This is a genomic window from Streptomyces sp. NPDC101160 (assembly GCF_044768205.1).
Lineage (GTDB): Bacteria > Actinomycetota > Actinomycetes > Streptomycetales > Streptomycetaceae > Streptomyces.
In genome coordinates, this window is sequence record NZ_JBIWPJ010000010.1 from 197,719 (window position 1) to 219,753 (window position 22,035).

The window sequence follows — 22,035 nt, forward strand, 5'->3', positions numbered from 1 at the left end:
CAAGGAGCGTATCGTGATGGTGACGACAGTCAACGGTTCGCGATACGGCTCCCTGACAGACACCGCTTCCGATACGGGTTCTGGCCTCGCCGGCCCGGGAGAGGGCCCCATGGCCGCATTCTCGCTCGATCCGGAACAGATCACCTGGTGCGCCGAGCTGCGCCGGCTCGCCGCCGACCGCCTGCGCCCGCTCGCCGAGAAGGGCGAACCGGGCCGCGTCAACCGCCCCCTCGTCGCCGCCCTGGGCGAGCTGGGGCTGCTCGCCCGGCTCTTCGACTCCGGCGCGCTCGACCTGTGCCTGATGCGCGAGTCCCTCGCCCACGCCTGCACGGAGGCCGAGACCGCCCTCGCCCTCCAGGGCCTCGGCGCCCACCCCGTCGCCGCCTTCGGCACCCCCGAGCAGCGCGGACGCTGGCTCCCGGAGGTCGTCGCGGGCCGCGCCGTCGCCGCCTTCGCCCTCTCGGAGCCGGGTGCGGGATCCGACGCCGCCGCGCTGTCCCTGGAGGCCGTCGAGGACCGGGAAGCGGGTGGCTGGCGCCTCTACGGCGAGAAGCGCTGGATCTCGAACGCGCCGGAGGCGGACCTGGTCACGGTGTTCGCCCGAACGGGCGACGACCCGCGGGGCGCCCGCGGCGTCACCGCCTTCCTCGTCCCCGGCGACCGGGCCGGGCTCGGCGGCGAGGCCCTGGACATGCTGGCGCCGCACGCGCTGGGCAGCCTGGTCTTCGACGGCGTCCGGGTCGGGCCGGGTGACGTGCTGGGGGCGCCGGGGGAGGGGTTCCGGGTGGCGATGGGGACGCTCAACCTGTTCCGGCCCAGCGTCGGGGCCTTCGCCGTCGGCATGGCGCAGGCCGCGCTCGACGCCACCCTGACCCACACCGCCGCCCGGCCCGCCTTCGGCGGCGTCCTCGCCGACCTTCAGGCCGTGGCGCACCAGGTCGCCGAGATGGCGACCCGCACCGAGGCGGCCCGGCTGCTCGTGTACGCGGCGGCCGAGGCGTACGACCGGGGAGACCCGGACGTACCGCGCCGCGCGGCGATGGCGAAGCTGTTCGCGACCGAGACCGCCCAGTACGTCGTCGACGCCGCCGTCCAACTGCACGGCGCCCGCGCACTCCAGCGCGGCCACCTCCTCGAACACCTCTACCGGGAGGTGCGGGCGCCCAGGATCTACGAGGGGGCGACGGAGGTACAGCGAACGATCATCGCGAAGGAGCTGTACCGGGGCGCCGACGCCGGGAGCGCTGCCGGGACTCGGTCTCGTACCTCCGCCGAGCCCGGCGACGGGAGCGCTGCTGAGCCCCGCGCCGGGAGCGCTGTCGAGGCCCGGTCCCGTACCTCCGCCGAGCCCCGCGACGGGACCGCCGCCGAACCCGGAGCCCGGAGCGCCGCCGAGACCCGCTCTCGTACCTCCACCGCTCCCCGCGCCGAAACCCCCGCCGAGGCAGGAGTCCGCCCATGAGCCTGCACCGCCACAACCCTGCCCAGCTCTCCCCGCCGAGCGGCTTCAGCCACGCCGTCACCGCCACCGGCAGCCGGCTGGTGTTCCTCGCCGGGCAGACCAGTCTCGACCGCGACGGCAAGGTGATCGGGGAGACGCTGCCCGAGCAGTTCGAGACCGCTCTCACCAACCTGCTCACCGCCCTCCGTCATGCCGGTGGCACGTCCGCCGACCTGGCACGCGTCACCGTCTACGCCACGGACGTCGCCGACTACCGGCACCACGCGCACGAACTCGGCCGGATCTGGCACCGGTTGGCGGGCCGCGACTATCCGGCGATGGCCGTGATCGGTGTCGTACGCCTGTGGGACGATCAGGCCCTGGTCGAACTGGACGGTTTCGCGGTCGTGGACGAGTGACGGACGCGTGAGGGACACGTGCGCGTGAGGGACACGTGACGGACGGGGGAGGCGGAGGGTCATGCCGGAGATCGAGCTGAGCGCCGGGTCCATCGCGTACGAGGACACCGGCGGCCCGGGACCTGTGGTCGTCCTGCTTCACGGCCTGGTCCACGACGCCACCGTATGGCGCGAGGTCACCGCCCGGCTCGCCCCCGACCACCGGGTGATCGCGCCGACCCTCCCGTACGGCTCGCACCGCATCCCGATGCGGCCCGACGTACCGCTGTCGCCGGACACCGTGATCGACCTGGTCGGGGAGCTCCTCGACCGGCTCGACCTGCGCGAGGTGACGCTCGTCGAGAGCGACTGCGGCCGGGCGCAGACCGTCGCCGTCAAGCACCCCGAGCGGCTCGCCCGGCTCGTCCTCGTCTCGTGCGAGGCATTCGACAACTACCCGCCCGGCGCCCCTGGCAAGATGATCGCGCTGGCCTGCCGGATCCCCGGCGGGGTCGCCCTGATGGCGCGGGTGCTCGGGCTGAAGGCGCTGCGCCGCCTGCCCGTCGGCATCGGCGCGCTCACCCGGCGGCCGGTGCCGGACGCCGTCGTCGACGGCTGGCTCGAGCCGCTGCGTACCGACCCGGCCGTACGGCACGACTTCCGCCGCTACAACCTCGCCGTGCGCAAGGACGAGTTGCTGCGGGCGGCGGAGGGGCTGCGCTCCTTCGACCGGCCGGCGCTGGTGGTCTGGGCCGCCGACGACCTGATGATGCCGCGCGAGCATGGGCGCCGGCTGGCCGCGCTGCTGCCGAAGGGGCGGTACGTGGAGGTCGCGGACAGCCGCACGCTGATCGCGGAGGACCAGCCGGAGCGGCTCGCGGCGGAGCTGCGCGCCTTCGTCGCGGAGGGCTGAGCCCGGCTGTTCGGGGCGGCCCGCGGCTGTTGCTTGATCAACTGGTGACGTCCTGGGGGCGGGCTTAGGGTCGAAAGGTGGACTGACCGGCCCACGGGTCCCTCAGGTGAGGGCGCGATGCGCCATGACTACCCCCAAGCCGACGACCTCGCAGAAGACCGCCGCCCCTCGGCACGAGGGCGACGGCAAGGGCATCGCCCTGTTCGTGATCGCCTCCTGCCAGCTGATGGTCGTCCTCGACATCACCATCGTGAACATCGCGCTCCCACACATCCAGAGCGCACTGAACTTCTCCACCACCAGCCTGTCGTGGGTCGTCAACGCCTACACGCTGACCTTCGGCGGACTGCTGCTGCTCGGCGGCCGCACCGGTGACATCCTCGGCCGCCGCAGGGTCTTCATCTTCGGTGTGCTGCTCTTCGGACTGGCCTCGCTGCTCGGCGGATTCGCCCAGGAGTCCTGGCAGTTGCTCGCCGCCCGCTCGCTCCAGGGCGTCGGCGGGGCCATCGCCTCGCCGACCTCGCTGTCCCTGATCACCACGACCTTCGACGAGGGGCCGGAACGCAACCGGGCCTTCGGCGTGTTCGCGGGCGTCTCGGCCGGCGGCGGCGCGATCGGCCTGCTGGCCGGCGGGCTGCTGGTCGAATGGCTCAACTGGCGCTGGGTGTTCTTCGTGAACGTCCCGATCGCGCTGCTCATCGCCTTCCTGACCCCGCGCCATGTCAAGGAGTCCGAGCGCCACCCCGGCCACTTCGACGTGCTCGGCGCGCTCACCTCGACGCTGGGCATGGTGGCGCTGGTGTACGGCTTCATCCGCGCCGCGCAGGAGGGCTGGCAGGACCCGCTCACGCTGGGCTCGTTCGGCGCGGCGGTCGTCCTTCTCGTCACCTTCGTGTTCATCGAGCGGCGCTCGCGGCAGCCGATCACTCCGCTGCACATGTTCGCCGACCGCAACCGGTCCGGCACCTACGGCATCATGCTCTGCCTGGCTGCGGCCATCTTCGGGATGTTCTTCTTCCTCACGCTCTTCGTGCAGGACGTCCTGGGTTTCAGCCCGCTCCAGGCCGGACTCGCCTTCCTGCCGGTCAGCGCGGTCATCGCGGTCCTCGCCGGGATCACCTCCCAACTCATGCCCCGGTACGGGCCGAAACCCTTCATGGTCATCGGCTCGATCTGCCTCGCGGCCGGGCTGTCCTGGCTGACCCTGACCGACGTCCACTCCACGTACCTGGGCAGCATCCTCGGACCGATGCTGGTCCTGAGCGCCGGCATGGGCATGATGTTCGTCTCGCTGACCCTGATGGCCCTCTCCGGTGTCCCCTCGCACGAGGCCGGCGCCGGCTCCGGCCTCCTCAACGCCACCCAGCAGGTCGGCGGCTCGCTCGGCCTCTCCATCCTGGTCACCGTCTTCGGCACGGCCAGCCGCAACGAGGCCCACACCCAGGTCCCCGCCTTCCTCTCCCAGGCCGGTCCCCTGGAGAAGGCCCAGTTCGCCCGCACCCAGCAACTCCCCAAACCCTGGAGCGACCAGGTCCTCACCAGCGGCGTCACCGCCGGCTTCATCGTCGCCGCGGCGTTCGCCATCCTCTCCTGCCTGATCGCCATCATCGCGATCAAGGTCCGCCCCTCGGACATGGAACGCCTGCGGGGCGGCGGGATGGTGCCGGGCGCGGGCTGAGCATGTACGAAACGGCGATGCCGGGCTGACGGACGTCCGTCAGCCCGGCGGAGAGTACTCGACGTCCGTTATCAGTTGCGCACGAGCCGCTTCGAAGAGTTCCCGCTGTCTTACGGGGTGGTCGCCGGTCGCCGTCGTGTCGACGAGGAGCTGGTAGGCGCGGCCCGCGTCGCCCGCCACGAAGACCTCCACACGTTTGCGGGGGGGGGGCTGGCCCCTCCAGTGATAATCGAGCTCCATCCAGACCGCATCCCTCTCGCTCTGGCGAGTGGTGTGGGTCGTAGCACGGAGGCCGGCCATCGAGGACTCGGCTTCCTTGCGATACCAGGCGTGCTGGCCCTCAGCCGCGGCTTGGGCGGTCGGGCCGTACGAGGTGTCGCGCTTCATGACGATCTCGTACGTGCCGCCGTGCGAGGCCCAACCGCTCTGGATCGTGTTCTTCTCGGTTCGCGTCCACCCGTCCGGAACGGCGAACACGGCTGTGAGCTCGACGTCCCGAACCCGGTGCCATCCCTGGGGGAGGTCAGGAAGGGATGGGCCGGGCAGGGGCGACGGGGTCGAGGGAGCCGCAGTGGTCCGGATCGGGGAACCAGAGCCGGTGGGCGGGCGCGAGGTCGACACGCCATGGAAGGACGGCACCCCGAAGATGCCGAGCAAGATGCCGGCAACTGCCGCTATTGCCCAGATCAGAGCCGCAACCTCGCCGAGTCGCCGTGCAGGAGCGCTCCCTTGCTGTCCCGGATCCTCAGCCAACTGTTCCCCCCTGCCGAAGGAACGGTCAACTCATCTGCCATTGAACGGGATTGCGGCTCACGCCGGTAGACGACCAGGGCTGAGCCAGTCCGTCCCGCCAGGCCGACCGCCCGGCCGCAGTTTGGGCCACGGGCGCCCATTCACCATTCTCGAGGACCAACCCTCGGAAGCCCCCGCCGGTCCGGATCGCTCCGGGGCGGGGGGGCTGTGGTCCGGGGCTGGCCCGGCAAAGACAGAAGTCCCACAGGGATCCGTTCGGCGTGGTCGTGGAGTGCGCCCAGGCCGGCTTTACTCGTGTTGCGTCAGTGCTGGCCCGAGGAATGGACTGGGTGTCCCATGCCAGAAGACATCCACGCTGTCCCGAGCCCTGGTGGCCGCCACGAACAGCAGCGACCGGGCCCGCTGCAACTCGTGGCGGTATCGCACCGGATCGCTCGTGCGCAGCCGGCTCACCGCCTCGCGCGGCACCAGGCCGTCCGAGACGCCCGCGATGATCATCCGCTGGTATTCGAGTCCCTTGAACCGGAACATCGTGCCGATGTGCACGCCGCCGTCGCCCTGCGGGCCGTCGGCACGGATCTCCACCGGCCGGATGCCGTGCGTGCCGAGCGTGTAGCCGATCTCGGCGGCCATCTGGTTCGTCGGCACGCAGATGGCGATCTGCTCGTGCGGAATGGCCAGATCGGGGTCGGCGTCCCAGCCCGCGATGAGGGCCGCGATGCCTTCCCGCTCGGCGGCCCAGTCCGGGTAGGAGTGCCCTGACGGCTGCCGTCCGCTGAGCACGGACCGGTAGCCCGCCAGCGTCTCCTTGTCGCCGTCGAGGTCGTCGTAGTCCGTCTCGCCCAGCACGTCGAGCGCGGAGCGGAGGATCTGCCGCGTCGTGCGGTAGCTCAGGCTCAGCTTCGACGACCGGCCTCGGATGTTGATGCCCAGGCTGCCGAGCGTCACCTGGTTCTTGTAGATGCGCTGATGGGTGTCGCCGACCAGGAACAGGTCGTCCGCTTCCCGAGGGGCCATCGCCCGCAGCATTTTCCAGTGCGCGGGGCGCAGGTCCTGGGCCTCGTCCACCACGATGTGCCGGTACCGGTAGCGCAGCCAGCCGCCCGAGCCGTCCGCGACGTGGATGTTGTCGAGGCCGCCGGCCTCCTCCCGCTGCCGCGCGAGGGAGAGGATGCGCTGTTCGCGGCCCATCTCCAGCCGGGCGGCGCGCTCGGCGACCTGGTCCCAGGTTTGGCGTCCGAGCCGGTCCAGGCGCTGGGTGAAGCGTTCCGCGAGCTGCCAGATTGCGGCGCGCTCGCCCCGGGTGACGTTCCGGCCGCGGCCGGCCCGCCGGGCGCGGAAGTAGTCGGTGCGCGTGGCGACGGCCTGCCCCAGGATCACCTGGGTCCATTCGTCGTGCAGGAACTCGGGGTCCCATCCTTCCTCGCCCAGCTCGTCGAGCAGCGCCCGCCATTCCCGTACGGCCTGGCTGTCGTCCATCACCTGCTTGCCGCTGCCCGGTTCGGCCTCGCGCACGATGCGCAGCGCCAGCTGGTCGACGTGGCTGACCTCGACCCGGGCCAGCAGCTCCTCGCCGCCCAGTTCCAGCAGCCGGGACCGGAGATCGGCGGCGAGGTTCTTGTTGTAGGTGGTGAGCAGGACCGGCTTGTCGCGGCCGGGCGGCAGCTGCCGCACCAGATGACGCACCCGGTGCAGGGCGACGATGGTCTTGCCCGTGCCGGGCCCGCCGCCGACCCGGGCCGGACCCGAGTAGCGCCGTTCCACGAGCTTGGCCTGGGTGGGGTGGAGGAAGACCTTCCAGCGGCTGAAGTCGCCGCCCTCCAGGGCCTCGCGGAGGGCCTCGTCGGAGGTGGTGACGACCGTGGCCGGGCGTTGCGCCGCGGCCTGGAAGTCCTCGGGGTCGACCGGTTCGGCGACGGCGACGGGCGTCGTCACCTGGTCGAGGACCTCGTCGTACGACTTGCCGTCGAAGAGGGCGAGCAGGACCTCGCCGGTGAGCTGGGGCGCGTACTCGACGAGGCCGAGGAGCTGGTCCTCGGTGGTGAGCGTCCGGATGACCGGGAGCAGCGGCTCGGCGACGCCAAGCTCCGACAGCTGGGCGTCGGTCCAGGCTGCGAAGAGCTCCTGCGGCTTGGCCGCTTCGGGTGCTGGGGCCTCGGGCGCGACCGGCGCGGGGGCGGGCGGGGCGGGAAGCCTGCGGAGGACACTCTCCTCCACAACTTCCAGGTCGACGTACTCGATGCCACCGGTGACCTGGTTGACCTGTGCGGACAGCCGGTCGTAGACGTCCTTGCGGTGTTTGACGGAGACGATCAGCCAGTCGTCCTCGGCGAGCCGGATCAGCAGCGCCCGGTAGTCGTCGCTGACGCGCGCCGACCACAGCCGGCTGTCTCCCTTGAGCTGTTGGAGCTTGAGGCCGGTGGTGTGCGGGTTGGTCTTGAACTTGTGCTGGAAGTCGAAGAAGGCGCCCTTGACCGTGCGGGGGAGCTTGAGGATCTCCTTGTCGGCCTTGTCGAGCAGGCGCAGCGTCACGCCCGAGGCGGTCATCGTGTGTGCTCCCCGTCACTGGTGCTGTCGTGGTTCGTGTCCCGGTCCCGTCCGAGCAGCCGGGCGGCGAGTTCGGCGGCGTTCCAGGCCGTCGCCGTACGGACGTCCCAGCCGGCTGCTGCGAAGGCCTTGTCCCTGTCCGCGGCCTCGTGGTCGGGTTCCAGGCCGTCGTCGCGGGCGCCGAGGACCACGCCGACGCGGGCTGCGGGCCAGGCCAGTTCAGCCTGCCATCCCCGCTCGTCGAGTTCGTAGCCGTCCTCGGGCGCCGGTACCCCGGCCTCCGCCAGGGCCAGGGCCAGCTCGGACAGGCCGGCCTCGTCGGGATCGAGGAATTCGAGCACCGGGTCCCAGCCCGGGTCCCGTCCGGTCGCCGTCGCTGCGACCGGCTCGGCAGCCGCTGCCGCCACTTCGGCAGATACCGTGGCCACGGCGACTGTGGCCGCCGGTGTGCCGTCCCGGACGGCGCCGACCTCGACCGCCGCCGCCTCGGCCGCGACCGGTGCCGACTCCTCCCGGAGAATCTCGGTCCGGGCGGACTGCAGCCATCCCTCGCCGCCGGTCACGGTCAGGGCTTCGGTGGCGAAGCCGTCGACGAGGCTCGTGGTGAGCTGGGCGCTGTCGCCGCCCCCGTGGTCCAAGAACTGCAGCACGTTGCTCCAGTACAACCAGGCCCGCCAGCGCCTCCGGTGGGCCTGCGCGTCGGCCACGGCCTCGGCGCTGTCGTCGAGCACCGTCAGGCCCGTCCACACCGGCGGGGTGCGCCGTCCGTCCGCGGCCAGGACGAGCCGGCAGCCGGAGGCGTCGGGCCCGTACACGAGCCGGACCGGTCCCGCAGGGCCCGTGACCGTCCCGCCGCCCAGTGCCGACAGCAGGGCCGACCCGAGGCCGTCCGGCCCGAGGGCGGCGGCGCGGACGCCGGCCGCGCCGATGAGCCCCGCGGCGGCGGCTTCGGCCCGCCGCTGCCAGCGTGGGGCGTCGGGCGTCCGCAGGTAGGCGAGCAGGAGCCGGGCGGGGTTGACCCAGACGGCGTCGGACAGCTCGCCGGGCAGTCCTCCGCCGATGCGGCTGTAGTAGTCGCGTGCCCGGTTCTGCGCGTCCGCCGGGTAGGGCTGCCAGACCGGGTCGGCCGGGCCCGCCGCCGCGTATCCGGTGTCCCGTACGCGCTCACGCCATTCCTTGACGTCGTCGTACGACAGCTGGAACACCCGTAGTCCCTCGCTGCGCAGACCGGTGCGCTTCCTGGCGTCGTCGGCCAGCCGGTTGTGCTCGGGGGTCGCGTGGTAGGCGAAGCCGTCGAGGTACACCGCGACGCGAGGGCCGGGCGCGTCGAGTCGTTCGAGGAGTATGTCGGGCCGGGTGCCGTCCAGCGCGCGCTGCTGCGAGACCCGCCAGCTCACGGTCGCCCCGTCGTCCCCCGTCAGCCGCAGGTCGAGCGCGTAGGTGCCGGCCGACGTGGTGTACGCGTCGGCGGTGGCCCCGGAATCGGCGAGCCTCGCCCACTCCTGGAGCGTCTCGATGAACAGGATCTCCAGATCGCTCTCGGCCTGCCGCTCCAGCGGGATGTGCCGGGTCGTCGCGACGGGGGAGGTCCGCCAGCGTGAACCGTCCTCGCCGAGGAGGTCCTCCAGCATCTGCCGCACCTCGTTGCGGCTGACCTTGTCGTAGTCCGCCGCCGGCACGCGCCGCAGCAGGCACTGGTGGCAGCCGTCGAGACCCTTCTCGCGGCACCCGCAGTCCTCGATGACGTCCCGCGCCTTGAGCAGCACGTCCCGGAAGCCGTCGGCGGACGCGAGCCGGTGCAGATAGCCGGTGCCTCCGGGGAGGCGGTCGTAGACCACCAGGAAGCGCCGCGGCCAGTCGGAGCCGTCGGCACCCAGATGGTCGGGCATCGTCGCCTCGGCGATGTCGATGTGGTCGGGATCGCCGCCGTACTGGGCTGCGATGCCCGCGAACAGCGCCGCCGTGAACGACGCGAGGCGCTCCTTGGCGCGGGCCACGGACGCGGGAAGCAGGATGCGCACCGCCTCCGTGGTGAGCTCGTGCGCGAGCAGCAGCGGCACGTCCTCACCCTTGCCCTGCGGCTCGGCCGGTCCGGCCGCCGGGGTCTCCCTGGTCCGGCGGCGCGGGCACCACAGCAGGTGGTGGGCGGCGGCCGCGGTGCTTGCCGCGCCGGAGTCCGTCAGCGCGTGCTGGGGCACGTCCACGACCGGACGGCCCTCGGCCGTCGCCCCGCCGCAACTGGTGCACACGTAAAAGGGGTTGAGCCGCACGTCCGCACCTGCGAGAGGCACGGTGCTGCTGCCCTCCTCCCGGTCGAGACCCAGGTTGAGCGTGCGGATCTTCGCGTGCCGGGTGAAGTCCACGCCGAAGACGGCCGTCTCGTGCCGCCACGACCCGGGGGTGATCCGCTCCGGGTCGACGTCGACCGTCGTCAGCACCGCGTAGTGCCGGCGGTCCCGCTCGTCGCGGTCGTCCCGCACCCGGGCGTCGTCCCGCTTGTCACGGGAGACGACGCGCCGCGGCTGGAGCACGTACTGCACGCAGCCAGCGTCTGCGATCTCCCGCCCTCCGCAGCGGGGACACGGACTGGTGTCCTTCCTGGCGTCGTGCGTACGGACGTACCCGCACGCCGGGCAGAGCCGCCACTCGGCCCAGGCCCGGCGGTCCGGGGTGCCGACGTCGAGCGCGCGCACCACGTGCCGGTAGCCGTTGACGTAGAAGCTGTTCCCGGGCGCCAGTTCGGTCAGGGCGAGCTTGCGGGAGCGTTCGTAGTCCCGCGTCTCGCTGCGGTACACCCGCTTGGCCGGGTCCCCCGCAGGGTTCTCCGGCCGGGTGTCCTCCTCGTCGTCCGGGGTCTCCGTCCAGTACAGCGTCGCTTCCAGCTGCGTGGTGGTGTCGGTGAGGCTGTAGTTCGGCAGCAGCCCGAGCTCCACCAGCGTGCCGTGCGCGCTCGACTGGCTCAGTTCCCGCAGCAGGTCCCCGGCGCCGCGCCGTTCGGCGAGCAGTTCCCGGCGTTCGCGGTCCTGGACGACGTCCGTGCGGACCAGGTGCTCGGCGGCCTCGTCGATCGCGGCGATCCTGCGCCGGAGCTCCTCGCGCCGTCCGGTCCAGTCCTCCTCCGCCTCCTGCAGTGCCCGGACGATGCCGCCGGTGGCGTACGCCCTGAGCTCGTCCGCCGCGTATGGCGACACGCCACCGTCGGCATCGTCGCCGCCCCCCGGGAACAGGGCGAGGAACTCCTCGACCAGCGTGGCGCCGTGGGTCTGCGCGGCGTCCGCCAGGTCCTGGCACCAGCCCGTGGTGCCGAACAGCGCGGAGGACAACCGGGGCACCGGCGGCAGGAGTTCGCCGTCGGAGGTCCGCAGCCCGCCGCTCGCCGCGAGATCGAGGAGCCGGGCCGTGTACTGGCGGCGCAGGATCTCCACGGCCGACAGGTAGCAGCCGGGAGGAAGGATCGTCCCCGCGATCATCTCCGACGGTTCGTCCAGGTAGTACAGGTCGCGGGCGCGGCGCCCGCCGAAGGCGACGACCAGCGCGTTGCCCGTACGGCGTCCCGCACGGCCGGCCCGTTGCACGTAGTTGGCGGGGCCCTTGGGCAGGGACCCGAGCAGCACGGCGGACAACTCGCCGATGTCGATGCCGAGTTCCAGTGTCGGGGTGCACGAGAGCACGTTCGGGTCGGTGTAGTGCGTGCCCGCCTTGAAGCTGCGCTCGACGCGCTCGCGCTCCGGCCTGGTGAGCATGCCCGTGTGCTCCGCGGTGACCACGCGGAACGTCCCGCCGGTCAGGTAGAGCCGGCGGTAGTAGTCGCCGGTGTAGTCCCGCTCGCGGACTGCCGAGCCGAACCCGGAGGTGCTGGAACCGCTGCGCGGCATGCCGGGCTGGGGCGGGGTCAGCAATCCCTTGCACCGGTAGCGCGGGCACGGGTGCCCGTACCAGCGGGTGCGGCGCTCCGGCGCCACGACCTGCTGCCAGCCGCAGTCCTCGCAGCTGACGAACGCTTTGTTGACGACGGCGTCGTCGAGCAGCCGCGCCTCGATGTGCCCCGGCTGCAGCCCGTAGAGCCGTGTCTGCCGGTCCCTGGCGGTGCGCACCGCGAGCACCCGCTCGTCGGCGAGGGCGGGCAGCAGCCGCCGCAGGTACTCGGTGGCACCGGCGGCGTCCAGGCCGAGACAGCGGCGGGTCCAGTCCTGGTACCAGCCCAGCCGGCCGGTGATCGCGTCGAACTCCGACCTGTCCTTCTGTCCGTCCAGCAGGAAGCGCGGCGGCGCGACGCCTTCGGGGAATGCGGGCATGCCTTCCGGCCTGCGGCCGGAGATGAGGTACCGGTTGGTGCCGGCTTCCTTCATCCAGGTGTCGAGCCACCGGTGGTGCACCGCGCCCCGCAGCCGCAGGCGCTCCAGCAGGCCGCGGACGTAGGCGAGGTAGCGGTCGGGCGTGGGCAGCCCGCCGGTGACGAGGAGCTGGCCCGGCAGGGACAGGTGGATGTCGCGGGCGAGCGCCGTGACGCGCTCGGGCTCCGCGACGACCACTTCGGCCGCGGCGGTCCGCGTCAGCTCCAGGGTGCGGCCCATGCGGCTGCGCAGCCCGAACTCCATGACGGTGGCGAAGGCGAGTCGCTCGCCGATCAGCTTCCACGTCCGCGCGTCGCCGGTGCCGCGTCCCGAGAGGAGCCGGTCGACGCCGGGCTCGTCGTGCAGGTCGGGCGGCACGACGGCGGCCAGCGCCTCGGGGTCGTCCACCGACTCCAGGACGTGTCCGATCAGGTCGTTGAGCGCGGTCGGCGCGCCCGACTCGTCCAGGTTGTGGGCGAGCAGCGAGCGCAGCGAGAACTTGTACGAGGCGTTCGCGACGTATCCGGCCCGGTGGGCCGCGTCCTGCGTGGAGTCGTTGAAGAGCAGCGTCTTGCGCTCCTCCGGTACGAGCGCGATGTCGCCGCCCGTGAACAGCTGGGTGACGGTCGCCGAGGCGAGCGCCGCCTGCGCGGTGCCGAGGAAGCGGATGCTGTTGTCGGTGTGGCAGGCAGGGCAGCGGTCGTCCTTGGCGGCCCGGTCGGCCGACTTCTTGTCGAGCACGGCCAGCGCGAACCAGGCGTCGATCAGGTCGCCCGCGTCCGACGGCGTCGGCAACCGGTAGGTGCCCTGCCCGCCGTCGAGCACCACCACCGACAGCGGGTCGACTCCGCCGCCGTCCGACGGCCGCGCACAGGTCAGCGCGTCCAGCGTCTGCTGGCGCTCGCTCTGCGTGGCGGCGATGAAGTAGCGCAGGCGCCGCTTGTCCCGGCCCACGGACGCCCGCCAGATCCGATCTTGGGCCATGACCAGCCGCTGCGGGTCCGCCTCGGGGGACAGGGCCGCCCAGCCGGAGCGGCCGCAGTTGCGGCAGTACACCGCGGGCAGATGCACCTCGGCGGGCCGGACGGCGGTGTCGGCCCCGGCCAGCGGTTGCGGCCGCGCGGAGGGCGACGGCCAGCCGGCGGACGACCCGTCGGACTCCTCGTCGCCGACCGGTGCGGCGTGCAGCGCGGCCCGGCGCGCCGCGGTGCGGTCGTCCTCGTACCAGCGGAACTCCGGCGCCGCCCCCACACCGCGCAGCACCCGGGTGACGGGCCGTACCCACAGGTGGGCCTCGATGTGCAGCAGCGGCCGGGGCCGGCGCTCGTCGGACTCCGGATCGCGTGCCGCCGACAGCAGGGCCACGAACCGCGACAGCGCCTGGAGCACCAGTTGCGGATTCTCCCGCGCCGTGCGCCCCCACGCGTACCCGAAGCGGGCCAGCCGGTCGCGCAGTCCCCACTCGTCCAGCGGCTCTCCGCCGAGCAGCGACAGCACGCCGTGGGTGAAGTCGTGGCGCTTGAGCAGCCGCCCGATGCGGAAGGCGTCGAGGCCGGCGCGGCCGAGCAGCCGCTCCGCCAGCCCGTCCAGGTCCAGCAGATCGGGCTGGGCCTCCACACCGGGACCGCCCGAACAGGCGATGATCTCCTGCGGCGTCGGCGGCTCGGGCAGCTCGTAGTCCACGGCACCCGTGAACTCCTCGGCCGACATCCTCTCCTCGCCGACCACCGCGTCCGCCGGGAAGGGCATCCCGAACACCCGCGAAGCCACGTCGAGGATGCCGCCGGCCTCCTTGCCCGCAGCGCCCGCCGGGCCCTCGCCCAGGGTCGCCGACGTCGCCACCGGGCAGATCGACCCGAGCGGCCGGCCAGGCCGTGACGCACCGGTCGCCGCGGCCAGCCGCCGCAGCAGCATGGCCACGTCGGTACCCTGCGCACCGTCGTACGTGTGGAACTCGTCCAGCACGACGTACGTGAGGTCGGCGCCCTCCCACAGGGAACGGTCCTCGCCGCGCTGGAGCAGCAGGTCGAGCATCTTGTAGTTGGTGATCAGCACGTCCGGCGGCGACACGCGCATCTCCTCGCGCCGGGTCATCACCCGGCGGAAGTCCGTGTCGGGCCGGTCGCCGATGTACAGACCGGCCGTCACCTGCGCCAGTTCGGGCCGCGCCAGGTAGTCGCCGATGCGGCCGGCCTGGTCGGTGGCGAGCGCGTTCATCGGGTACAGCAGGACGGCCTTGACGCCCCGGTTGCCGCGCGCCCGCTCGCGGCGGCAGTGGTCGAGCACCGGGATCAGGAACGACTCCGTCTTGCCGGAGCCCGTCCCGGTGGTCACCAGCGTCGGCCGGGCCGGGCCGTGCAGCGTGGACAGCCGCGCCCACGCCCGGGCCTGATGCCGGTAGGGGGCGAAGCCGGGGAACCCGGCCGTCCACTCCAGCTCCCGCTGCCAGCCGTCGTCCGCCACGTGGAACGGCGTCCGGATCCGGAGGTACGGCCCCCGGAAGATCCCCGTCTCGGGATGTCCGAGGAAGCGCTCCAGGGCACGCCGGGTGCCCTCGTCGGCGAGGGCGTACGTCGTCGTGAGGTACTGCGTCAGACTGCCGCGCAACTGGGCGGCGGCCATGGTGGGCTTCACGACGGTCCCTTTCACCTTGCCGATACCGCTGCCGAGCCTCACGAACAGTACCTCGGTGATCACAGCGCTTCCAGATTCATTGAAGTTTCAGTCATGAAGGCTGAAAAGACGCCATTTCGTGCGGCGGTGATGCGGCGGATCCTGGAATGGACAATGGGACGGGCGAGGACAGGCGCGGCGAAGAGGACGCGGGCAGAGCCGAGGGGGAGCCGCCATGTCCGGACCGCTGTACGTTCCCGTCCTGCCGACCAAGCAGCATGCCTGCCAGGCGTACCGGCAGCTGATCCCAGAGGTGCAAACGGCCGTCGTGCCGCTGTGGAACCTTCCGCCCCGCGCTGGCGTACATCCCGACGCACTCGCCGTGGGCGTACGGGGCGACCTGTGGCGTGTGCGGAAGGCCCATCGCCATCATCCGGCCTGGATCGACTGCCCGTTCGCCGACGAGGCGCAGCAGTCGGCGCTGGCCGAGGCGCTGTTCGCGGACGCCGACGTGAGTGCGCTGCGCCCGGTGACGGGCCCCGACCGCCCAGACGCTCACCGTGCCGCGATGCTGGAGCACGCCCGGTCCACGGGGAGCGGACTCGGCATACGCGTCATGCTGCCCGGCCACTGGGACGACGTGCCCCTTCATGCCGTCCGCGACCTCATCGCCCGTGTCGACCCCGCTGTGGAGGCGGACCTCCTGCTCGACCTGGGCGCCGTCCTCGCCGACCGCACCGACGCCGCGAAGGAGACACGGCGCGCTCTCGACGCCCTGCTGCCGCTGTTCCCCTGGCGCACGGCGGCCGTCCTGGGCGGCGCCTTCCCCGACGTCACCGCCCGGCTCCTGGAGCGTGGCAGCGCGGTCGTACCACGCTCGGACTGGCGCGTGTGGACGGAAGTGCGGGGCAGCGGACGGGAGTTCGACTCCATCCTCGCGTACGGCGACTACGGCGCCGACTCCACGAGGGGTATCGCCCGCCCTCCACCGGCAAGGGAGGCCCGCCCTGGAACGCGCTGCGGTACACCACCGACGAGTCGTACGTCCTCGTGAAGGCGCCTACGCGAGGTCCCGGCCGGGCCGCCGCCGTCCGGGCCGCCGCGCGGGACGTCCTCGCCCTGCCGGACTTCCGTGGCCCGGCGGCGAGCACGGCCGAGACCTGGCTGCGCGACTGCGCGCACGGCCACGGTCCGAAAGGCACCGGGAACGTCGGCGACTGGCTGCGCGTGGGCCATGTCCAGCACATGACGCACGTCGTCCGGAGCCTCAGGACCTGACCCGGGCGGGGTGCGCGCTCAGGCGAAGAGCGGCTCCAGCGTCGCGTCACCCGCCAGGATCCGCCACGCCGGCACCCGGACCGTCCGCGCCACCGGTCCGGGCTTCGCGCCGGAGCCGCCGGACGGCAGCCCGGGCAGCAGGTCGCCGCGCGCGTGCGTCAGACGCAGATGGCGGGCCGGGTCCTGCCCGTGCTCGGGCCCGGTGTCGACGAGGACGGCGGTGTTGGCGCCGTCCATCGTGAACAGCAGGTCGACGACGTGCCCGCCGACCACCGTCTCGCGCTCCAGATCGGTCACACCACGGCGCCTGAGGAAGTCCTGGAGCCGGTCCGTGAGCTCCTCACGGAAGGCGCTCCGCGACCTCGCGCCGGAGGCTGTGCCGGGCCGGTCCGCCGACGATCCCGCCCCCAGCACCTCCGACCTTCCCGCGAGGAGCGCCGGAAGCCCCGCCTGTCCCTGCCAGAAGGCATGGCTGCCCACGGTGATCAGTTGCGACTTCGCCCGGGTGACGGCCACGTTCCACAGGTTGACCTGGCTCGACACCCAGTGCGTCGTACGGGGAGGGGTGTTGTCGGTGGCCACCGGGCTGAGGACCATGACGTCCCGCTGGCCGCCCTGGAAGGCGTGCACCGTGCCGACCCGCACGCGGTCGTCGTCCGCCCACACCCGCGCCAGGGCGTCCTTCTGGGCACGGAACGGCGTCACGACGCCCACCGTCGCGTCCTCGGGAAGCCGCGCGAGCAGCTCGTCCACCGTCTCCCGCACCCGGGCGGCCTCCGCCGCGTTCCGTGAGGACCGGCCGCCCGCGCCCAGCGCGGACACGCCGTCCGGCACGTCGACCCAGCCGAGGGCGGGAGCCGGACCGCCCGACCCCACCGGATCGAGCGCCGGAACCTGCTCCCTGACGTCGGTGAGGACCTGCAACTGCCCCGCGTAGCAGTGCCCGTTGACGACATCGGCAATCGCCGGATGACACCGGTAGTGCTCGTCGAGCAGCAGCGTCTCCTCGCCGTGCTGCGCCGCGGCGTGGTACGCGGAGTACACGTGGTACGCGAGCCGGTGATCCTCCAGCTGCGCCGCACTCAGCCCGGCCCGCACGCGGGCCTGCCGCTCCTGCTGCGCCGTGATCCCGGGAATGTGCCCGAGCTGCATCGGGTCCCCGATGATCAGCGCCCGCTTGGCGCGGAACAGCAGCGGCAGCACCGACGGGATCGAGCACTGGCTGGCCTCGTCGATCACGACGAGGTCGAAGAGCTCCGGGACCAGTTCGAGCTGGCGCACCGAGTGGGTGCTGATGGCCCAGCCCTTCAGGTGCGCCATCAGATTGCGCTGGCTCTTCCAGAAACCGGAGCGCCGGCGCAGGGCCTGGAGCCGCTGGGCCATCAACGACCGCCCACGGGCCATCGCCTCGGCGGACACGGCCCGGGCCAGCTCGCCCGACACCTCCGACAGACCTGCCCGGCTCTCCAGCCGTGCCTGCTTCAGCGCCTCCTCGTCCAGGGCGAGATGCCCCGGTACGAGGCTCCTGAGCGCGCCCTCCACTCCGGCGGCCTCGGCGAGGGAGAGCAGCAGCTCGGGCGGTACGGGCCGTTCCGCGGCCCACGCCGGCCACGCGCCCGCACCGCCCTCCGCGGCCGAGGCGACGAACACGGACAGCGCCCGCCCCCTGCGCCACCGGCCGAACGAGTACCAGCGGGCGACGGCGGCCCTGCGCGCCCGGTCCTCCCAGTCAGAGAGCGCCGCGCTCCCGCCCTCGGGCCATGCCCGCTCCAGCAGCTCCACCGGCAGCCCGAGCTCGTCCGCGCGGCGCGCCCGCTCCCGCAGAAGCTCCAGCAGCCGCGCCTCCTCGCCGACCAGCCGCGCCGCCTCGGCCTCGTGCGCGGCGGCCCGGGCGTGCCGGTTCCTGAGGTCGCCCGCCACGGTCGCCGCACCCCGCGCCGGGGCCTCGACCGGCTCGGCGAGCAGCCGCTCCAGCTTTGCGGCCTCGGCCTCCAGGGCCTCGGAGTTCCCCGTCCGCATGAGCAGCCCGGGGGAGATGGCGTCGCAGCGCTCGGCCACGACGTTCACGGCCTCGTTGTTGGTGGAGGCGACGAGGACGGACTGCCCGGCGGCCACCGCCGTGGCGACCACGGCGGCCACCACTTCGCTCTTCCCGGTGCCGGGCGGCCCGGTGGACACCGTGAGCGGCCGGGTCATCGCCGACGTGATCACCTGCGCCTGGCTCTCGTTGCACGGCCCGGGGGATACCAGGACGGGCGGCGCGTCGCTCCCGCCCGGCCCGCCGTCGCCACACCCGGTGAGGAGCGCGTCCAGGGCGGTGCCGGGGATCCGGTCGGCGCGCGTGGACATCTGGAGCAGGTTCTCCACGAGGCCCTCGGTCGCGGTCCGTTCGAGACCCGAGGGCGCGAGGAGGATGGCGGCGTTGTGGGCGCCCGGACGCAGCGAGTCCATGACGGAGCGCTCGCTGAGCGCGGACAGGTCGAGCGGTTCCAGCTCCGGGAGTTCGAGTCGCGTCAGGAGTTCCCGCACCGCCTTCACCATCTGGGCGGCGTTGCCCTCCTGCCAGGTCGGCTGCCAGCGGCCGAGCAACTCGGCCGCCTCCTCGTCCTCCAGCAGCTCCGTGAGCACACCGCTGTGCAGCGTCGGCACTCCGCTCGGCCGCAGCCGGTCCTGCCCGTTCTCGTCGGGCGCCAGCTCCATCGGCTGGACCAGCAGCGGCGCGATGCGCACCGCGGCCCGCCGGCCGCCGTTCCCGCCGCGCTCGGGCAGCGTCACGGCCGGGTACCCGTACCAGTACTCCTGCAACCCGGCCTCGTCGACCTTCGCACCCGTACTCTTCGCCTTGGGCAGTCCACCGGGTGCGGGAAGACCGGACCCCAGTCCCGACTGGATCGTCTCCGGCACCTGACTCAGCAGGAAGTAATCGGAGTTCCGGCCGCCGTCCCGGTCGGGCAGCATCTTCGACTCGGCCTGGGCCCGCAGGCAGTGCGCGTAGTAGCGCAGCAGACGTTCCCGGTCCACGCCGTCGTGCGCGTCCTGCGCGACGAGGCCGCGGGCCTTCGACAGCGCCGAGGAGACCGGCAGACCGCCACCGGCCTCCGGCGGCGGCTCGGGAAGCCGGACGGACCGGGCCACCGACCGGGCCAGCGGCAGGGAATGCGTCGCACGGATGGTGGACTTCGTGGGCCGCTGCTCCTCGGGCACGCCGATGCGGACCATCTGCGCGGTCAGGTACTCGAACAGGTCGTCCGGCGTGATCCAGCCGCTGTCCTTGATCCGCCCGCTGCGCAGCCCCTCGACGATCTCCCCGGTGAACCGGGACGTGCCGAGCGAGGAACCGGCCGGAGCAAGTGCCGAGGCGGCCTGGAGGGCGTCCGAGGCGGTGATGAAGTACACGCCGGTCGGCCGTAGCAGCGTGCTGGGCGCGGGCCGCTCGCCGCCGTCTGCTGCCCCCTTGGCTGTCCACCCCTGGACGACGGAGCCGCTGGAGCAGCAGTCGAGCAGCACGACCTTCGAGGAGGCCCGGCACGACGTGAGCATCCGCTCCAGGAACTCAGCCGGCACGGCGGTACCCGGCAGGTCGTCCGGATCGGCGTCCCGGGTGAGGAAGTACAGCTGCCCGTCCGCCTCGCAGAACTCCCCGTGCCCGCTGAAGTAGAGCAGCGCCGTCTCACTGGCCTGCCGCTCCTCCAAGAACGTCTCCACGGCGTGCAGCATCTCGGCACGCGTCGGCTCCGCGACCATCGCGCAGTCGTTGTACATGCCGATCTCGGTGCTCTCCAGGACCGCCTGCATGTAGTGCAGGTCCGCCCGCACCGCCGGCAGATCGTGGTACCGCTCGCTGTCGTACGTGGATACGCCGATGAGCATGGCGTACCGGTCGTTGTCACTCACGCCGCGCCCGGCCCGCCCTGCGCGCCGCCCTCGTCCGCCGAACCCGCCCCACCGTTGAGGAACCGCTCGATCTGTGCGTCGTCCGCGCGGGCCTGCTTCCCGGAGATGGTCAGCGTCGCCCCGTCGGGCCGCGTGACGACGATCGTCCGCTGCGGCACGCGCGCCAGCCACAGTTGCAGGGCGGCGGCGACCAGGGAGCCGCCGCCGAACACCAGACTGAGGAGATCGGCGACCGGCCCGCCCTTGTCGGTGGTGGAGCCGGTGGTCGCGGGGCTGGCCGGAACGTCGAGCGCGGCCTGCGGGTCCGCCTCGGCGAGGGCGGCGAGCAACTCGCGGGCCTCGCGCCGGGCACGCAGCGGATCTTCGTCGACGATGGAGATGCGGTAACCGGCGGCCGGGTCGGTGTGGGTGGTGCTGCTCACGTGCGCTGTTCTCCTTTGGGCTCCCCCGTGCAGTGCACACACGGACGAACGACGCTAGCGGCACGCACGGACAGACCGTCGGCCCGTTTCCGAAAACCTGCTGGTCATTGGCGTGAAAGGCACAGTTCGGCCCACACGGTCTTCCCCGGAGCGCCTACGCGCGGCGCCACCGCCCACCGACTCGCCAGCCGCGCCACGACCAGCAGCCCGCGCCCCGACTCGGCGTCCCCGGGCGGCTCGTGGGAGGAGAGCAGCGGTACGCGCTCGGTCCGGGTGTCCGTGACCTCGATACGCAGGGTGTCCGCCGAGTCGGTGAGCCGGAGGTGGAAATCCCGCCCGGAGACGTGCCCGTGACGCACGGCGTTGCCGGTCAACTCGGCGGCGATGAGCGTCATCGTCTCGTTGGCGGTCGAGGTGTACGGGTGCCCCCAGCTGTCCAGACGGTGGGAGACGAGGCGCCGGGCGAGGCGGGCACCGCGCGGTGAAGACGTGAAGCGCATCGCGAACTCAAGGGCGGTGGATGCGAGGGAAGTTTCGCTGTTCATGGGACACAGGCTGGTGCCCGCCGCTTACGCTGAGTAAGGCCCGACGCGCGTACAGGGGGCAGCGGTAGGCGCGGTGTCGGCGCCTGTAGGCGGCGCGGAGCGTGACGGCCGACGCGGAGCGGCGTTGGCCGGTGGAGGTGATGGCGGGCATGAACGAATCCATCCAGCGGGCAGAGGACGACGACCCGGCCGGCGACGCCGCCGCACCGGACCCGGGCTCGGGCATCCTGCGCGTCTTCGGCCGCCAGCTGAAACGGTTCCGGGTACGGGCCGGGGTGGAGCGGTCGGAGTTCGGGGCGCGGCTGGGGTACTCGGCGTCGACGATCGCGGCGTACGAGCAGGGGCGGAGGGTCCCGCCGCCTCGCTTCATCGACCAGGCGGACGAGCTGCTGGACGCGGGCGAGGTCCTGAAGGAGATGAAGGAGGAGGTTGCGCGGGCGCAGTACCCGGCGTTCTTCCGGGACGCGGCGAAGCTGGAGGCGGAGGCGGTTGAGCTGCATGCCTACGACGCCCATCTGGTGAAGGGCCTCATGCAGACGGAGGACTACGCCCGCGCTGTGTTCAAGATGTGGCGTCCTCTGCTGGACGACGAGACCATCGAGCAGCGGATCGCCGCCCGACTGGCCCGCCAGGCGATCTTCACCAGGCGCCCGCAGCCTCACATGAGCTTCGTGATCGAAGAGGCCGCCCTTCACAAGCGCCTTGGAGGGCGGAATGTCTGGCGAGGCCAACTGGAACAGATCCTGCTGATCAGCCAGGCGCGCAACGTTGATGTGCAGGTGATGCCGCTCGACCGTGAGGAACACGCTGGACTGGCGGGACCGTTCACCTTGATGGAGCTGAAGGACGGGCGGAGGATCGCCTACACGGAGGTCCAGAGCGACAGCCGCCTACACACTGAGCGGGGCAGGGTGCGCGGGTTGGAAGCCACGTATGGGACGCTGCGTGCTCAGGCTCTCACCCCACGGGAGTCGCAGGCTCTGATCGAGAAGTTGCTGGGAGACGGATGATCGTGAAGCAGTCGGAGCATGGCAACGAGGGACTTGCCTGGTTCAAGAGCAGCTACAGCGCCGGGGACGGTGGTGACTGCGTTGAGGTAGCTGCATGCGCGAGCAGCGTCCACGTGCGCGACTCCAAGGACACGACCCGCTCTGGGCTGGTGGTCGACGCATCTGCCTGGACTGCGTTCGTCGGCTTCGCAAGCCGGTAGTGCAGCGAC

14 protein-coding genes are annotated in these 22,035 nt (G+C 72.4%); 8 read left to right on the forward strand and 6 right to left on the reverse strand.

Going from position 1 to position 22,035, the window contains the following annotated elements; all coding sequences use genetic code 11:
• Positions 1-109 precede the first annotated feature (109 nt).
• The 4 genes from ACIRSU_RS30740 (at position 110) to ACIRSU_RS30755 (ending at position 4,430) form a co-directional block, all read left to right on the forward strand.
• A complete protein-coding gene (locus tag ACIRSU_RS30740; protein WP_403799008.1) occupies positions 110-1,462 on the forward strand; it encodes an acyl-CoA dehydrogenase family protein in 1,353 nt (450 codons plus the stop codon).
• A complete protein-coding gene (locus tag ACIRSU_RS30745; protein WP_403799011.1) occupies positions 1,459-1,860 on the forward strand; it encodes a RidA family protein in 402 nt (133 codons plus the stop codon). The genes ACIRSU_RS30740 and ACIRSU_RS30745 overlap by 4 nt, the downstream gene beginning before the upstream one ends.
• A gap of 61 nt (positions 1,861-1,921) precedes the next feature.
• Positions 1,922-2,752, forward strand: coding sequence for an alpha/beta fold hydrolase (locus ACIRSU_RS30750; protein ID WP_403799014.1), 831 nt, complete (start codon positions 1,922-1,924; stop codon positions 2,750-2,752).
• A gap of 124 nt (positions 2,753-2,876) precedes the next feature.
• Positions 2,877-4,430: an MFS transporter gene (locus ACIRSU_RS30755; protein ID WP_403799017.1), complete on the forward strand. Its 1,554-nt coding sequence runs from the start codon at positions 2,877-2,879 to the stop codon at positions 4,428-4,430.
• A gap of 39 nt (positions 4,431-4,469) precedes the next feature.
• Here ACIRSU_RS30755 and ACIRSU_RS30760 read toward each other — a convergent pair whose 3' ends face one another.
• From ACIRSU_RS30760 to ACIRSU_RS30770, 3 genes are all read right to left on the reverse strand, one after another.
• Positions 4,470-4,817, reverse strand: coding sequence for a hypothetical protein (locus tag ACIRSU_RS30760; RefSeq protein WP_403799020.1), 348 nt, complete (start codon positions 4,815-4,817; stop codon positions 4,470-4,472).
• A 654-nt stretch (positions 4,818-5,471) separates the two neighbouring features.
• Complete coding sequence (locus ACIRSU_RS30765; RefSeq protein ID WP_403799023.1) at positions 5,472-7,730, reverse strand: UvrD-helicase domain-containing protein; 2,259 nt, start codon at positions 7,728-7,730, stop codon at positions 5,472-5,474.
• Positions 7,727-14,698 (reverse strand): DEAD/DEAH box helicase, encoded by a 6,972-nt coding sequence (locus ACIRSU_RS30770; RefSeq protein WP_403799303.1) that lies wholly within the window; start codon positions 14,696-14,698, stop codon positions 7,727-7,729. The genes ACIRSU_RS30765 and ACIRSU_RS30770 overlap by 4 nt, the downstream gene beginning before the upstream one ends.
• Before the next feature lie 214 nt (positions 14,699-14,912).
• On the opposite strand from ACIRSU_RS30770, the gene ACIRSU_RS30775 reads away from it, so the two are divergent.
• A complete protein-coding gene (locus ACIRSU_RS30775; RefSeq protein WP_403799026.1) occupies positions 14,913-15,731 on the forward strand; it encodes a hypothetical protein in 819 nt (272 codons plus the stop codon).
• Positions 15,695-15,955 (forward strand): hypothetical protein, encoded by a 261-nt coding sequence (locus tag ACIRSU_RS30780; RefSeq protein ID WP_403799306.1) that lies wholly within the window; start codon positions 15,695-15,697, stop codon positions 15,953-15,955. Before ACIRSU_RS30775 ends, ACIRSU_RS30780 begins: the two co-directional genes overlap by 37 nt.
• Before the next feature lie 18 nt (positions 15,956-15,973).
• Here ACIRSU_RS30780 and ACIRSU_RS30785 read toward each other — a convergent pair whose 3' ends face one another.
• The 3 genes from ACIRSU_RS30785 to ACIRSU_RS30795 form a co-directional block, all read right to left on the reverse strand.
• Entirely contained in the window at positions 15,974-19,849 is a 3,876-nt protein-coding gene (locus ACIRSU_RS30785; RefSeq protein WP_403799028.1) for an AAA domain-containing protein, read from the reverse strand.
• Complete coding sequence (locus ACIRSU_RS30790; RefSeq protein ID WP_403799031.1) at positions 19,846-20,271, reverse strand: hypothetical protein; 426 nt, start codon at positions 20,269-20,271, stop codon at positions 19,846-19,848. Before ACIRSU_RS30790 ends, ACIRSU_RS30785 begins: the two co-directional genes overlap by 4 nt.
• A gap of 104 nt (positions 20,272-20,375) precedes the next feature.
• Positions 20,376-20,816 carry an ATP-binding protein gene (locus ACIRSU_RS30795; protein WP_403799033.1) on the reverse strand — a complete coding sequence of 147 codons (441 nt, stop codon included), beginning with the start codon at positions 20,814-20,816 and terminating at the stop codon, positions 20,376-20,378.
• Positions 20,817-20,965: 149 nt separating this feature from the next.
• On the opposite strand from ACIRSU_RS30795, the gene ACIRSU_RS30800 reads away from it, so the two are divergent.
• The gene (locus ACIRSU_RS30800) at positions 20,966-21,826 is read left to right on the forward strand and encodes a helix-turn-helix domain-containing protein (RefSeq protein ID WP_403799308.1); all 861 of its coding nucleotides are present in this window, start codon (positions 20,966-20,968) and stop codon (positions 21,824-21,826) included.
• A complete protein-coding gene (locus ACIRSU_RS30805) occupies positions 21,823-22,026 on the forward strand; it encodes a DUF397 domain-containing protein (RefSeq protein ID WP_403799035.1) in 204 nt (67 codons plus the stop codon). The genes ACIRSU_RS30800 and ACIRSU_RS30805 overlap by 4 nt, the downstream gene beginning before the upstream one ends.
• The last annotated feature ends 9 nt before the right edge of the window (positions 22,027-22,035 follow it).

What these genes read in the sequence shown, in the direction of transcription:
- ACIRSU_RS30775 (WP_403799026.1), top strand. Translation starts at nt 14,913, where the DNA reads ATGTCCGGACCGCTGTACGTTCCCGTCCTGCCGACCAAGCAGCATGCC.
- ACIRSU_RS30745 (WP_403799011.1), top strand. Translation starts at nt 1,459, where the DNA reads ATGAGCCTGCACCGCCACAACCCTGCCCAGCTCTCCCCGCCGAGCGGC.
- ACIRSU_RS30750 (WP_403799014.1), top strand. Translation starts at nt 1,922, where the DNA reads ATGCCGGAGATCGAGCTGAGCGCCGGGTCCATCGCGTACGAGGACACC.
- ACIRSU_RS30765 (WP_403799023.1), bottom strand. Translation starts at nt 7,730, where the DNA reads ATGACCGCCTCGGGCGTGACGCTGCGCCTGCTCGACAAGGCCGACAAG.
- ACIRSU_RS30740 (WP_403799008.1), top strand. Translation starts at nt 110, where the DNA reads ATGGCCGCATTCTCGCTCGATCCGGAACAGATCACCTGGTGCGCCGAG.
- ACIRSU_RS30760 (WP_403799020.1), bottom strand. Translation starts at nt 4,817, where the DNA reads ATGAAGCGCGACACCTCGTACGGCCCGACCGCCCAAGCCGCGGCTGAG.
- ACIRSU_RS30805 (WP_403799035.1), top strand. Translation starts at nt 21,823, where the DNA reads ATGATCGTGAAGCAGTCGGAGCATGGCAACGAGGGACTTGCCTGGTTC.
- ACIRSU_RS30795 (WP_403799033.1), bottom strand. Translation starts at nt 20,816, where the DNA reads ATGAACAGCGAAACTTCCCTCGCATCCACCGCCCTTGAGTTCGCGATG.
- ACIRSU_RS30755 (WP_403799017.1), top strand. Translation starts at nt 2,877, where the DNA reads ATGACTACCCCCAAGCCGACGACCTCGCAGAAGACCGCCGCCCCTCGG.
- ACIRSU_RS30800 (WP_403799308.1), top strand. Translation starts at nt 20,966, where the DNA reads ATGAACGAATCCATCCAGCGGGCAGAGGACGACGACCCGGCCGGCGAC.